This window comes from Bradyrhizobium sp. CB1015, from assembly GCF_025200925.1.
GTDB lineage: Bacteria > Pseudomonadota > Alphaproteobacteria > Rhizobiales > Xanthobacteraceae > Bradyrhizobium.
In genome coordinates this window covers 5,896,034-5,908,230 of the sequence record NZ_CP104174.1, presented here as the reverse complement: position 1 = coordinate 5,908,230, position 12,197 = coordinate 5,896,034, and the positions used below count along the sequence as shown (strand labels likewise).

Here is a 12,197-nt window from a genome sequence, read left to right as displayed (position 1 = left end):
ATCAGGCCAGCATCGGCCAGCGCGCGGCCGATCAGCCATCGATGAAACTGGCAACCGAGAGTCCGCGCATCGCTGCGGCGCGCTCCAGGGCTGCCCTTGCGCGAGTTTGGAATCCATAGTCGGTCTGCGGGACGGTCTTGATCCATTCATCCGCGTGCTGCTCTCGTTCCTTCAATGCAGCCCGATGGGCCGCCCACCGCGCTATACGGAGCGGGACGCGCAACTATATTCTAGGCGCCCCAAGCCGCCGGTCAGGTGTCTGGAGAACAAAAAGTCGCGCCGACAGGAATGGGCGCGACTTTTATCGAATAGCCAAAGACGATTAGGAATGATGTCTCGGCTATTTCTCTTTGATGACAGTCGTGCTGCTGCTACTACCAACTGTGCCTTCCTCGCAGACTTTGGTCTGCTTGATGCGATCTTCGGCTTCCACGCGGCTCTTGAAAGCCAGCGGACCGATCTGTGTTACGACCTCCCTGTCCGCCGGACGTGTCGTGGTAACGGTGCATTGGCGGTTCGGACCCTGCACTACATAATACTCATCGGCCAGTGCCGGGGCGGTGCATCCGATGATTAATGCGCCCGCAAGAAGAAGTGGTGCCTTCATTGTCGCCTCTCTCTGTTCAAGTGCTGCCGACCGGCGCGATCGAGAAACCATCACGTGCTACCGCGCACGCGACCGCTCATGCTCCATCCAGTCGGCGGCTCTGTAACTCATTGCGGACTGCAAGAGTTCCGAACGGCCACGTCTGTGGTGAAGATACAAGTAAGACCCAAGGGATCGCCTCAGAATTCAATTCACGCGCCCTGGAACTCCCCGATTGCGTGCTCGCGTCAAAATACCAGAGTGGTAGAATACAAGAATTCGCACCAAGCAGAGTGCATCGTGAGTGCTGCGAGGACCGGCGACGCGCGAGCGATGAACATCTTGCGCGAACTGCACGAGGCCGAGACGGAGCTAGTCGGCAAGACTGTCGTTTTGACCGACGGCAAGGCTGGCACAATTGATCACGTCTTCCTCGATGATCAGCACGGACTTCGCATCTCGGTCGCGGGACATGAAGGTCGCTGGCCGATTTCGACGGTGAAACACATTGAGGGGTGATCGGCCGTGCGCGTCACTATCGCGGTAGTCGTTCGACCGGGCAGGTGCTTCACATGAAGCACCTGAGTTCTTCGACACCGGCCAAGGACGCCGATAAGCGGCATGAGTGCAATCGACCCACAAGGGGTCAGAAATATTCGTTCAACGGCTTGCCGTTCCCTGGCGCGGCACGACCAATAATACGACCGCGAAGTTCGGCAACAAATCAGTGAATGGTTGACTTCACCGGGTCTGCCGATCGATCGAGAGCTGTATTCTCCTCGGCCTCTCGCACTCGCCCTCGAAGGGTCTCAAGTTCGGCAAGCCGAAAAAGAAGCGCCTGAGCACGCAGGCACAGGACAACGCGGTTCAACGCCCGACTACGGTTAGCCATTGCACGCCCCCGATGTTTGAAGAATTGGCCCATTGGTCGATTTTCGCGTTGCAGGAGTTTTCTCACCCAGCCGGATCAAGCGAGCTGATGGAGCTAGCGACGTTGCATTCCCGGAAGTGGGACGACAGCTCAAGCTCAGCCAAGTGCTCCCAGCATTCCGCGTCCGCGAGGAGTTTCCATTTGTTCATGCTGTTGTACGCCGCCTGTTGACGGCACAGCGAACCCATCGCGCGTAAGCGTCGCACCTTCTCCACTGCGAACCTCCTTCGGGCCTGTTCTTCGCAAGCCAGTGTTTGTGTCGGATTGAAAGTCTCGCAGATTAAAATGACGAGTGAAAGTCCGGTGTTTGACTGGTTTAAATGACAGCGCAATCGTCTGACTTTTCAACGGCGTCGTATTTTCAGCAAGCGCCTGATTGCATCCAATGCTTCGTTCCACGTTGGCCGCGCTGGTCGAGGCGGTAAGCGTGGCCTGCGAGTGGGCATCGTGATCACAACAAACAAAACGTTGATCAGTAGCCATAGCCCAATAACTAGGAGGATAGTACGCGAACCTCCCGAAAAATTAACTAAATATAGGGGCGCTCCATGTTTCGCGCGATTGCGAACGCTGGCACCGCGCGGGACTGACCGCTCCAGGGTTGCCCTGCGCGAGTTTGAATCCTAATCCCGATCGGAAAATTGTTCTGCGAGCTGCACATTGAGGGCCTCTGTCGAACGCCGGAGGGCGCTGCAAAAAATATCCTGCAGCGCAGCTACGGAACAATATTACAGCCGGGAGCTTTCGCGGAACGAAACGGGTCGTCAGTCTTTCTCTGGCCGTGGGAGGTGCACATGACTTCTCAGACCATAGAAGGCGCCTGTGCGTTCGCTTGGCGAAACTACCTGCTGCTTCACAGCGGCATCAGCGAGAACGATACTCGGCGCTCCGCCCTCTATCGCTACGTCGTCAATCTTCGTGATACCGGCGAAGACGATTTCGATCTCTTGCAAGTAGCGGCGGTCGCTTACTTGAAAAAACTAGACGAACTGCACGACGACCGATCGGCGAGACTCGCGGTAGATCAAAATTTGGCCGAACGTTTAGAGTCACGCAATGCACAACCCGTCACTTACTAGCTTCAGGCAAGCAGCATTAGAAGCAGAGAGCAGCATGGCAGACAAATCCTCTAACTCAGACCGGTTCGCGCGCGAACCACAAAGACGCATCGCCGCAGCGACAGCAATCGGCATGAATGCCTTGAACCCAATCATGCGCTTTCAGGTCTCAATGCTGAGGATGTGGGCCGATAGTATTGAGAGGTTCGCAGGCAATTACAAAAAGGAGTTGGAAGAAACCGCGACCGCCGTGGAGGAACAGCCAGACAAGGAACGCGCCGCGTAGATCGACGCGAATGGTCACGTGGAATTCCCTTTGGGGGCGCGGCACAGCTTGGGCGCGCCTCTACTGGTCCGTCAAAGCTTGCAGTGCCGCTTCTAATTCCGCGAGGATGTCGTGCAGGAGCCCAAGCGCGAGCGGGTCGGTAACGTCGCGCTCCATCATGCGGTAGCGCATGATCTCGCGTTCAAGCTCTTGCTGTTCCTCGCCGTCGTCCATAGCGAGTTCTCCGCAATTCCGCATGACGCCGAACGGGGACGATGGTTGCGGGGATCACGAAATATTTGAGCGGCACTCGGTATCGTGAGAGGGACGAGCACTCGATTCAGAACATTCCGATCAGGATGAAAAGGCCGATCTCGACCAGGAACGTCACGGCCATGACTGGGACCGTGAGGAACACATCGCCCACCGGGACAGGGGGTCATGGCGCGCCTCGCACGTTGCGAAGCCCCGAAGCCCAATAGCCAACCTCCCGCTCTCCGGATTGTTTCAGTTCCCCAGTCGGCGCTCGCCTAGCATTTCGAGTTCGGTGATCGCCTGCGCTGAAATCTGTGCAGGGCCTTTGAGCCCTGTTTGGGCGATCTTGATGTTTGTTTTCGCCACCGATTCCGTGAGCGGATCGTTGCGATCTTTAACACAGAGAGCACGCAACGTCTGCTCGTAAGCCTTTGTAATACAAGTATTTCTCGGAGCCATACTGTGGGGTTGCAAATGTAGGGTAGATGCCCATGTCTTGCCCTCAGCACGCCTGTGAGGCCGGACGATACCATGGAACCGTAGCTTCACCGGAAAATATTGGAACCTATTAACGTATTTAAATTTATTCAATTCGTGGTAGTTTAATATTGTATGCCCTACAATCAGAGGATTGGCCGCTATGCCCGCTGAAGACGATGATCGGCGTGAGTTTCTGAAGACTTGCGGAAAATTCGCGGCGGTCACGCCGCCGACCATAACTATGCTGCTTTCGACTTCTCTCACGTCAAACGCTATAGCGCATTCCGGAGGTGGAGGCGTTCGGCACGAGCACCACGAGCACCATCACCATCACCATCACCACCACGACCGCGATTAGCACCAGGCGGCCCTTCTGAAGGCACGATGAGGCCGCCTTGCAAGGCGGCCTCAATCAATTGGGGCCGAGTTCTCTCGCGGCCGTCTTCGCGATCTCATCCGGGTCATGAGTGCCGGCGGCCTCGATCTCGATGACCTTTCGCGCGACTGTCTCGCAGATCGGATCGTTGCGATCGACCAAATGTAGTGATTTCAGCGTGGCAGCGAACGCCTGACGGAGTCGTTCAACGTCTGCCGAGTTGGCGTTCCCCAAAAGCGGATTGATCGGCATCGCTTCTAGCCCCGTTACGCCGCCCTTATTCGAGGGAGGTCCCCAGCCGGAATGCTAGCAAGCATTTCAGGTCACTTACAAATCCAAACGTTGCAAACTTCAGCCCCGAGCAATGGCAGGCTGCGGCGGAAAAACACGGGAACGCTTTGCGGATTGCCGAGTTTTCCCGATGCCCTTCCCCAAGAGGGCGACCCTAATCGGCCCCAGCTTCATCCCCCCTGCCCACGGAGCTGGGGCCATTTCTTTCCATGAGTTTCCGCGCGTACACGGCGACCTTAGTTCTTCGTGAGCGGCTTTTTTGGCTCGTCGGCGAACATCTCAATGTCAACCGCAGGCAACTCGCCCGTGCGGTCCTTCAGGTCGGCGGCTCGCTGTATCAATCCCGACGCGACCTGCGGGTCCTTTGTTGTTTTGGCCATTCGCAGCAGCGTTGCTGCCGCCTCTCGGGCGAAGGAGGTGTAACGCGGCACGTCTTTTTTATCCCATCCAAAGTCCCCGTGGGATGAGTCAGAAGCCGGACCTGGGTTCCGGGCCTTTGTACAAAAATGTACACGGGCGACAAAAAGGCCTCAGCTCCGGGGCTGGCGCCGAGCTGAGGCCTTGTCGGCATCACGCTGTCGAGGTGTGAGCCCGAACGATCAACCTAGCTCCACCCTTTGGGTGTTCCCGGGTCGTGTCCCCGGTGATGGTGTAGCTCGGTAGAGCAAAGCCGTCCGCACGCGCGCCCTCCCATGGCGCCGTAGCGGGCGGGCGGCTTTGCGGTGGTCACCGGCAGTTCGCCGGTAGGGTCGGGTTGCTGACACCAACCTGATTCGAGGAACCACCGATGACCGATGAGATGATGAACCTCCGCACGCTCGTGGAGAAGACCCCTGATGCGGATCTGCTGCGCGAGATGATCGGCTTTGCTGCCCAGCGCCTGATGGAGCTGGAAGTGGAAGGCCAGACCGGGGCCGCCTACGGCGAGAAGAACCCCGAGCGTCTGGCGCAGCGCAACGGCTACCGCGACCGGACCTGGGAGACCCGCGCCGGCACGGTCGAGCTGCGCATTCCCAAGCTGCGCAAAGGCTCCTACTTCCCCGGCTTTCTGGAGCCGCGCCGGATGGCCGAGAAGGCGCTCACCGCGGTGGTGCAGGAAGCTTATGTGCAGGGCGTCTCGACCCGCTCCGTCGACGATCTGGTGCAGGCGATGGGCATGAGCGGCATCTCCAAGAGCCAGGTCTCGCGGCTGTGCGCGGAGATCGATGACAAGGTGAAGGCGTTCCTCGCTCGCCCGATCGAGGGCGATTGGCCCTATCTGTGGATCGACGCCACCTACGTGAAGGTGCGCCAGCAGGGGCGCATCGTGTCGGTCGCGGTGATCGTCGCGGTCGGCGTCAACAGCGATGGCCGGCGCGAAGTTCTCGGCATGGACATTGGTCCCTCGGAGGCCGAGACATTCTGGACGGCGTTCCTGCGCAAGCTCGCCCGCCGCGGCCTGCGCGGCGTCAAGCTGGTCGTCTCCGACGCCCACGAGGGCATCAAGGCGACCGTCGCCAAGGTGCTCAACGCCAGTTGGCAGCGTTGCCGCGTGCACTTCATGCGCAACGCGCTGGCCCATGCCGGCAAAAGTGGACGGCGTGTCGTCTCCGCCTTCATCGCCACTGCGTTTGCCCAGGACGATGCCGAGGCCGCACGAGCGCAATGGCGGAAGGTCGCCGATCAGCTCCGCCCCAAGCTACCCAAGCTCGCCGGCTGGCCTACATGACGTTCCCGCCGCAGCACCGCACCAAGCTGCACTCGACCAACCCGATCGAGCGCCTCAACGGCGAGATCAAGCGCCGGACCGAGGTCGTCGGCATCTTCCCCAATGAGGACGCTATCGTCCGCCTCATCGGCGCGCTCCTGCTCGAACAGAATGATGAATGGGCCGTCCAGCGCGCCCGTTACATGACCCTGGAAACCATCGCGCCGTTGAGCGATGATCCAACCGTCAGCCTCCCGGCTATCGCCAGCTGACCAGTCCGGCTCTTGCCGGCGAACGCGGTGTCCCACCGCCAGTTACACCACGCTCAGGGACACGATCTGCGAAGCTGCGAAGCTGTGCGACCTGTCGATGTTGCGCATGGCTTGGTCTCGTGAGCCAAGGTCAAAACGACAAAAAAAGAGGCCGAGACCGTCGCCTTTGGCTATCCGCACGGGCGCTTGAAACGGCGGGTCCAGTGACCTTTGGCTATCCCGCGACGTGCGCCGTCCAATCGGTACGGCGAGCGACGGTCTCAAATGTTAATGCCCAGGGCCAGATGTCCGTTCCGGCGGCCCGGCTTAAATTCTTAAGCGGCGGATGGGATGCTTTGCGGAGCCGCGTTCACTTCGATTTCAACGACGTCCTTCGATCGCCGTCGAAGGCGGTAAAACGTAAGTTCTTGTTCGAGCATTGGACAGGTGAAGCTAACGAGCGCAGTATCTGGCAATCGGCACAGTTCATCGATGAGGTCGCCGACGGTCATGATCGGAGGATCGGCGACTAGCTTGCGAATGGCCTTACTCATGGCGTCACTCCTCCCGTCGCTAACCACGGCCTCAATGGTTCTGTTCCAACTGCGTGACGGTGGTATGTAGCAATCGGTGGAATAGCCGAACGGAATTCGCGCCTCGGTCTGGCTTCTCTTCAAGAGCCCAAGTGCCGCCGGGCGGCTTCTGCCACCCGAATTTTTCCCAGTGCTCGCCGGCCGGCCGGCTGTCAAGGTCTACAAGTGTCTTCGGATCGTCTCGGCGCCTGTGCGGGAATAAGACGAGGCCCCGGAGTGCCTAGGACATAACCTCAGCAGCCCGGCAACAGATTGTGCAAACACGATCACGAAGTGCAGTTTTGCGCCTTTGACCTCCTCGCAATCGATGGCGACGACCTTCGTCCGCTGCCGCTTCATCGAAGGAAAACCAGCCTTGACGGCCTGCTTGCGTGAAAGGCCGGGCGGTATCCTTGTCGCTCCCTCCGAGATGGGCGACATCGGCTCCGATTTCTTCCGTGCCGCCTGCCGGATGGGACTAGAAGGCATCGTGTCAAAGCACCGCGAGCGACCGTATCGAGGCGGGCGGCAGAAGGATTGGATTAAAGTAAAGAACCCGGCAGCATCCTGCGATGGAGCGGGAGCTTTGAAGCCGCCATGGCGGCCGCGAGCTAACCGCCAACGTGGGCGACTGTCTTCGCGACTAGGGGAAGATACAAGCGCCGCCACCGTGAATGCCAATATGCACGCAGCAGCCAATGACCAGAGGGCAATCGCAACCTGCTTAGGCATATGAAGCCATTCCATTAGGTGTACAGTTCAGCGTACTCGAATGCGGCGCCGGCCGCGGCGCGGTTGCAATTGCTCTAGGCGGGCTTCGAGCATCCTCTTTCTCTTAAGCAGGATCGTCGCCAGCTTCGCACGGACATCTTTCCGCAATAACCAAAGCTCTTCGGCGGAAAGGCCATACAGCAATTGCTCCTGTTGCTTCATGGGCGTCACCCGAGCAAAATTAACATCTGAGTTAAATTAGTTCCTCAAGGTAAGCTTGCCAGGAAAAGGCCCGGCATCTTTGGGGTTGGAGCAGGTGCCGGGAGCCGTTTCGAGGCATGGCGCCGTGGAGCGCCAAGCGATTCCATTTTATCCACAATTAAATATTTTTCTACCATTTAAATGCGATTTAAATCCACATTTAAAATTTATTTGCGCGCGCGATTTCCCAGCTCGGGACACCTTCTGTTCTGCTACAACCGGAAGTGCGAATTCAGGTTGTGACACCTATGAACTAAACCGGAACGACCAGCCTTGGGGTTGGCCCCGACGATGTTGCACGTCGGGGCCTCTTCAAGATCATCAGGCTGGTTACGTCCGCCGTGCCTGCCGATTCTTGATGTCGTCCATTACCGCACGCGATCTGGTGCAGAACGTGGCGCGGCGGTACGAACTCCTTGATGCGCTTAGCGCCATGATCGGCCGGTCAGTGCAGCGTCGCGGACGGCCGCTCCGTCATCGCCTCGACAAATTGCCGCAAGCGATCCATGGCTTTGCTGCGCCAAGCCTCCAGCTCGCCGGCGTATTTCGACAAGGCCGCACGAAACTGTTCGCCGTGAATGCCGGCACCTTGAGCGAGCAGACGGTGCGCATATGGGCCAAGGCGTTGCGCCAAGCAGGGCTGGAAGTACGGATCGTCGATCCCAAACGGGTTTCGCCATTTTGCGGAATCGGCGGGACGCCTTGCGAAAAACGACAAGATCGACGCGGAGATGATCTCCTGGTTCGCCGAGACATTCAGCGAGGCTCCCAGCCAAGTCGACAATCCCGCTCACGAGGAGATGAAGGCACTGGTGAGGGGACGCCAAGGCCTGATTGACGTCAGGGCTCGCCTGGAAATGCAGAAGGAGCATGAAGCGCCGGCCCTTGTTCGGAAGGCTCGCGCGCGTCTTCTTAAGAAGCTAGCTGACGAAATCGCCGCGCTCGATACCGCGATCGCGGCGACGATCAAGACAACGCCGGACTTTGCCAAACGCGCCGAGATCATCCAGAGCGTACCAGGCTTTGCTGAGGGGACCGCAATGGCGCTGCTTGGAGGACTACCGGAGCTGGGGCAGGTGAGCGATGAAGTTGCCGCCGCGTTGGTGGGCGTTGCTCCTTATGACGACGATAGCGGCAAACGTCGAGGTGAACGCTGCATCAAGGGGGGCCGCCGCTGGGTGCGAAATGCCCTTTACATGCCCTGCGTCGGCGCCGCGACGCTGAACAATCCGGTGTTCAAGGCCTTCTATGAACGCCTGATTGCCAAGGGCAAGCCGCCAAAGATCGCGATCGTCGCCTGCATACGCAAGCTGATCATCATCCTCAACACCATGATCGCTCGCGGCGAGACGTGGGATCCGAAAAGATACAGGGTGGCTTGACGAGCGCGTCTATCTCGCGCTCGGACTTCGGCCGAGCGCATGCCCAGCCCAAAGACCGGCGTGCAGACGGGGTCAAGGCCGTCAGCCGCCGAAGGCGGGGGTGCGCCAGCACCAGCCTTGAGCCCGTCTGATCGCCGGTCTACTCCGACCCCAGTTGCTCTTTCAATTGAGGGTGAGGTGATCATGCAAAGCTCGGGCGAGATGTGCCGCGAGGATGCGAAGGCGTGCCTGAACGTCGAAAGCCAATATCAAATGCGACCGCGAGCATCATCTAAGACGTCACCCTGAGGTGCCGGAGCGAAGCGGAGGCCTCGAAGGGCGACAGCCCGGCTGCATCCCGGCCGTTCATCCTTCGAGGCTCCCGGCGCGATGCTGTGAATCGCGCCACTCGCGCCTCAGGATGACGGAATCGAGGTGGTCACCTTCGGCCGTCGCGTCGCCTTCGACGAACGCGACGGGTATCTGGTGGCGGTGGTCGACATCACCGAGCGGCGCAAGGCCGAAGCGCGCATCGCCTACATGGCGCATCATGACGGGCTCACCGATTTGCCGAACCGCGAACACTTCCAGGAGCGGTTGAAGCAAGCGCTGGACCAGGCTGCGGGAAAGCGGGTCGGCGTGCTCTACATCGATCTCGACCTGTTCAAGAACATCAACGATTCCTTCGGCCATCCGGTGGGCGATCGCCTGTTGAAGCAGGTCGCCGAGCGCCTGACCATTGCGGTCCGCGGCAGCAATCTCGCCGCGCGGCTCGGCGGCGACGAGTTCGCCGTCATCTTGGCTGCCGACGTCTCGCCGAACGAGGCCAGCGCCTGCGCGTCTCGGCTGATCGACATGCTGAAGGCGCCTTACGACGTCGATGGACAGGAGATGGTGATCGGCGCCAGCATGGGCATCGCGCTGTCGCCGGGCGACGGGGCGACGCCGGAAGAGTTGATGCGCAATGCCGACATGGCGCTGTACCGGGCCAAGGCCGACGGCGGCGGCGTGCACCACTTCTTCGAGCGTGAGATGGATCTCCAGGCTCAGAGGCGCCGCGACATGGAGCTGGATCTGCGCCGGGCGTTCGCCAACGGCGAGTTCGAGCTGCACTATCAGCCGCTGGTGTCCATCGCCTCCGACCGCATCTCAGGATTCGAGTCGCTGCTGCGCTGGCGTCATCCGGACAAGGGCATGATCTCGCCCGCCGAGTTCATCCCGGTCGCCGAAGACATCGGCCTGATCACCCAGCTCGGCGAATGGGTGCTGCGCGAAGCCTGCACTGAGGCGGTGAAATGGCCCGTCGACGTCAAGGTCGCCGTCAACCTGTCGCCGGCGCAATTCCGCAGCCGCAACCTGGTCCAGGTCGTGATCTCGGCCCTGGCGCAGTCCGGCCTGTCGCCGAAGCGGCTCGAGCTCGAGATCACCGAGTCGATCTTCCTGGCCGAGACCGACGCCAATGTCGCCACCTTGCACCAATTGCGCGAGCTCGGCGTCGGCATTTCCATGGACGATTTCGGCACTGGCTATTCCAGCCTGAGCTATCTCCGCAGCTTTCCCTTCGACAAGATCAAGATCAAGATCGACCGCTCCTTCGTCAAGGATCTGGCGCAGCGGCCCGATTGCGGTGCGATCGTGCGCGCGATCTCCGGGCTCGGCCGCAGCCTCAACATCACTACGACCGCCGAGGGCGTGGAGACCGAGGATCAGCTCGACTGGCTGCGAGCCGAAGGCTGCAACGAGGTGCAGGGATTTCTGTTCAGCGACGCGCGGCCCGCGGCCGAGATCGGAAAGCTCCTTGCCGATTTCGGTCAGCGCACCTCACGGGCGGCGTAGTTCGGGCGGATAGCAATCGTAGACCAGCGCCTTGAACGCGGGCGTGATGCGGCCGCGCTCGTTCTGGGTCTGCTGCATCATGAGGTAGACCATGTCGAGCTTGGGATCGACGCCGAAATAGGTGCCGCTCCCCGAGTCCCATTTCAGTTCGCCGAGCGAGCCCGGCGGCGGCGGTTTCGCATTGCCGGGATCGGTGCGCACCGCAAGGCCGTAGCCATAGCCGAAGCCGTCGCCCGGGAAATAGAAATAGTCGCGTCCGACGCCGGAGCCCGGCCCGATCTGATCGGTCGTCATGGCCTTGAACGCGGCCGGGCTGAGGTAGCGCCTGCCTTCGAGCTCGCCGCCGTTGAGCAGCATCTGCGCGAAGCGCTGATAGTCGGTGATGGTCGAGAGCAGGCCGCCGCCGCCGGACTGCCATTCCGGATGGTCCAGGCGGTCGCGCTCGCCGGCGAGCAGGATGACGTCGTTCGGCAGCGGCCGCGCCATCCGCGCCAGCTCCTCCTCGGTCGCGAGCGCGAATTTGGTGCTGTTCATGCCGAGCGGATCGAAGATGCGGGCCTTCAGGAAATCGTACAGCGTCTGGCCCGAGACGATCTCGATGACGCTGCCGAGCACGTCGGTGGAATGGCCGTAGCGCCACAGCGTTCCAGGCTGCCGCGCCAGCGGCAGTTCGGCGATGCGATCGGCGAACTGCCTGTTGTTGAAGTGACCCGCGAAAATGTTGGCGGCCCTGTAGGCGTGCTCGACCCATTCGGCGCCGATGTAATCGTAGCTGATGCCCGAAGTATGCCGCAGCAGATCCTCGATGTTGACGGGGCGGTCAGGTGGGTCGAGGTCCAGCTCGACCGTGCCGCCGGGCAGGGTCACCTCGCGGCCCACCTTGGTCCCCGCGAACAGCGGGACGTATTTCGACACGGGGTCGGCCAGCGCAAGCTTGCCCTCGTCGATCAGCATCATCGCGCCAAGGCACGTGATCGGCTTGGTCATGGAGTGGATGGCGAAGATCGTATCCGGCGTCATCGCAAGGCCCGTCCTGGTGTCGCGCACGCCGAAGCACTTCAGATAGACCGGCTTGCCGTGCTGCTGAACCAGGATCACCGCGCCCGGCAGGCGGCCGCTTGCGACCTCGTCGTCGAAGAATGCCGTGATGCGGTCGAGCCCGTCGGGCGAGGGGACGGGGATGTCCGCGGCCCGGCTTCGCGCCATCGTGCCGGCGAGCATCGCGGCCCCGACCAGAAATTCACGGCGTCTCATCCGCACCTTCCTCCCTCGGCGG

13 protein-coding genes and 2 pseudogenes are annotated in these 12,197 nt (G+C 60.6%); 6 read left to right on the top strand and 9 right to left on the bottom strand.

What is annotated here, in order from left to right; all coding sequences use genetic code 11:
* Nucleotides 1–340: 340 nt before the first annotated feature.
* Entirely contained in the window at nt 341–607 is a 267-nt protein-coding gene (locus tag N2604_RS27630) for a hypothetical protein (RefSeq protein ID WP_260371247.1), read from the bottom strand.
* A 312-nt stretch (nt 608–919) separates the two neighbouring features.
* On the opposite strand from N2604_RS27630, the gene N2604_RS27625 reads away from it, so the two are divergent.
* The 3 genes from N2604_RS27625 (at nt 920) to N2604_RS27610 (ending at nt 2,861) form a co-directional block, all read left to right on the top strand.
* Nucleotides 920–1,105, top strand: a complete 186-nt coding sequence (locus N2604_RS27625) for a PRC-barrel domain containing protein (RefSeq protein WP_260371246.1) — start codon at nt 920–922, stop codon at nt 1,103–1,105.
* 1,206 nt (nt 1,106–2,311) lie between these two features.
* Entirely contained in the window at nt 2,312–2,596 is a 285-nt protein-coding gene (locus N2604_RS27615; RefSeq protein WP_260371244.1) for a hypothetical protein, read from the top strand.
* 34 nt (nt 2,597–2,630) lie between these two features.
* On the top strand, nt 2,631–2,861 hold the full coding sequence (locus N2604_RS27610; RefSeq protein ID WP_260371243.1) for a hypothetical protein: 231 nt from the start codon (nt 2,631–2,633) through the stop codon (nt 2,859–2,861).
* A gap of 60 nt (nt 2,862–2,921) precedes the next feature.
* Here N2604_RS27610 and N2604_RS27605 read toward each other — a convergent pair whose 3' ends face one another.
* The 4 genes from N2604_RS27605 to N2604_RS27590 form a co-directional block, all read right to left on the bottom strand.
* The gene (locus N2604_RS27605) at nt 2,922–3,074 is read right to left on the bottom strand and encodes a hypothetical protein (RefSeq protein ID WP_260371242.1); all 153 of its coding nucleotides are present in this window, start codon (nt 3,072–3,074) and stop codon (nt 2,922–2,924) included.
* Between the two features lie 273 nt (nt 3,075–3,347).
* Complete coding sequence (locus N2604_RS27600) at nt 3,348–3,509, bottom strand: hypothetical protein (protein WP_260371241.1); 162 nt, start codon at nt 3,507–3,509, stop codon at nt 3,348–3,350.
* Between the two features lie 478 nt (nt 3,510–3,987).
* Entirely contained in the window at nt 3,988–4,203 is a 216-nt protein-coding gene (locus tag N2604_RS27595; RefSeq protein ID WP_260371240.1) for a hypothetical protein, read from the bottom strand.
* A 275-nt stretch (nt 4,204–4,478) separates the two neighbouring features.
* On the bottom strand, nt 4,479–4,673 hold the full coding sequence (locus N2604_RS27590; protein ID WP_260371239.1) for a hypothetical protein: 195 nt from the start codon (nt 4,671–4,673) through the stop codon (nt 4,479–4,481).
* A 356-nt stretch (nt 4,674–5,029) separates the two neighbouring features.
* On the opposite strand from N2604_RS27590, the pseudogene N2604_RS27585 reads away from it, so the two are divergent.
* Nucleotides 5,030–6,201, top strand: a pseudogene (locus N2604_RS27585) (IS256 family transposase).
* A 314-nt stretch (nt 6,202–6,515) separates the two neighbouring features.
* Here N2604_RS27585 and N2604_RS27580 read toward each other — a convergent pair.
* The 3 genes from N2604_RS27580 to N2604_RS27565 form a co-directional block, all read right to left on the bottom strand.
* Nucleotides 6,516–6,734 (bottom strand): hypothetical protein, encoded by a 219-nt coding sequence (locus tag N2604_RS27580; RefSeq protein ID WP_260371238.1) that lies wholly within the window; start codon nt 6,732–6,734, stop codon nt 6,516–6,518.
* 777 nt (nt 6,735–7,511) lie between these two features.
* Nucleotides 7,512–7,685 (bottom strand): hypothetical protein, encoded by a 174-nt coding sequence (locus N2604_RS27570; protein ID WP_260371237.1) that lies wholly within the window; start codon nt 7,683–7,685, stop codon nt 7,512–7,514.
* A 484-nt stretch (nt 7,686–8,169) separates the two neighbouring features.
* Nucleotides 8,170–8,358: a hypothetical protein gene (locus N2604_RS27565; protein ID WP_260371236.1), complete on the bottom strand. Its 189-nt coding sequence runs from the start codon at nt 8,356–8,358 to the stop codon at nt 8,170–8,172.
* A 97-nt stretch (nt 8,359–8,455) separates the two neighbouring features.
* On the opposite strand from N2604_RS27565, the gene N2604_RS27560 reads away from it, so the two are divergent.
* Together N2604_RS27560 and N2604_RS27555 are read left to right on the top strand one after the other, a co-directional pair.
* Entirely contained in the window at nt 8,456–9,106 is a 651-nt protein-coding gene (locus tag N2604_RS27560) for a transposase (RefSeq protein ID WP_260371235.1), read from the top strand.
* A 408-nt stretch (nt 9,107–9,514) separates the two neighbouring features.
* Nucleotides 9,515–10,921, top strand: a pseudogene (locus tag N2604_RS27555) (putative bifunctional diguanylate cyclase/phosphodiesterase); the annotation flags it as partial.
* Here the strand turns inward: N2604_RS27555 and N2604_RS27550 are convergent.
* On the bottom strand, nt 10,907–12,175 hold the full coding sequence (locus N2604_RS27550) for a serine hydrolase (protein ID WP_260371234.1): 1,269 nt from the start codon (nt 12,173–12,175) through the stop codon (nt 10,907–10,909). The pseudogene N2604_RS27555 and the gene N2604_RS27550 sit on opposite strands and share 15 nt — an antisense overlap.
* Between the last annotated feature and the right edge of the window lie 22 nt (nt 12,176–12,197).

Bases quoted from the DNA above. Each gene is read 5' to 3' on its own strand.
- N2604_RS27605 (WP_260371242.1), bottom strand. From the start codon at position 3,074: ATGGACGACGGCGAGGAACAGCAAGAGCTTGAACGCGAGATCATGCGC.
- N2604_RS27615 (WP_260371244.1), top strand. From the start codon at position 2,312: ATGACTTCTCAGACCATAGAAGGCGCCTGTGCGTTCGCTTGGCGAAAC.
- N2604_RS27550 (WP_260371234.1), bottom strand. From the start codon at position 12,175: ATGAGACGCCGTGAATTTCTGGTCGGGGCCGCGATGCTCGCCGGCACG.
- N2604_RS27580 (WP_260371238.1), bottom strand. From the start codon at position 6,734: ATGAGTAAGGCCATTCGCAAGCTAGTCGCCGATCCTCCGATCATGACC.
- N2604_RS27570 (WP_260371237.1), bottom strand. From the start codon at position 7,685: ATGAAGCAACAGGAGCAATTGCTGTATGGCCTTTCCGCCGAAGAGCTT.
- N2604_RS27630 (WP_260371247.1), bottom strand. From the start codon at position 607: ATGAAGGCACCACTTCTTCTTGCGGGCGCATTAATCATCGGATGCACC.
- N2604_RS27625 (WP_260371246.1), top strand. From the start codon at position 920: ATGAACATCTTGCGCGAACTGCACGAGGCCGAGACGGAGCTAGTCGGC.
- N2604_RS27560 (WP_260371235.1), top strand. From the start codon at position 8,456: ATGATCTCCTGGTTCGCCGAGACATTCAGCGAGGCTCCCAGCCAAGTC.
- N2604_RS27595 (WP_260371240.1), bottom strand. From the start codon at position 4,203: ATGCCGATCAATCCGCTTTTGGGGAACGCCAACTCGGCAGACGTTGAA.
- N2604_RS27610 (WP_260371243.1), top strand. From the start codon at position 2,631: ATGGCAGACAAATCCTCTAACTCAGACCGGTTCGCGCGCGAACCACAA.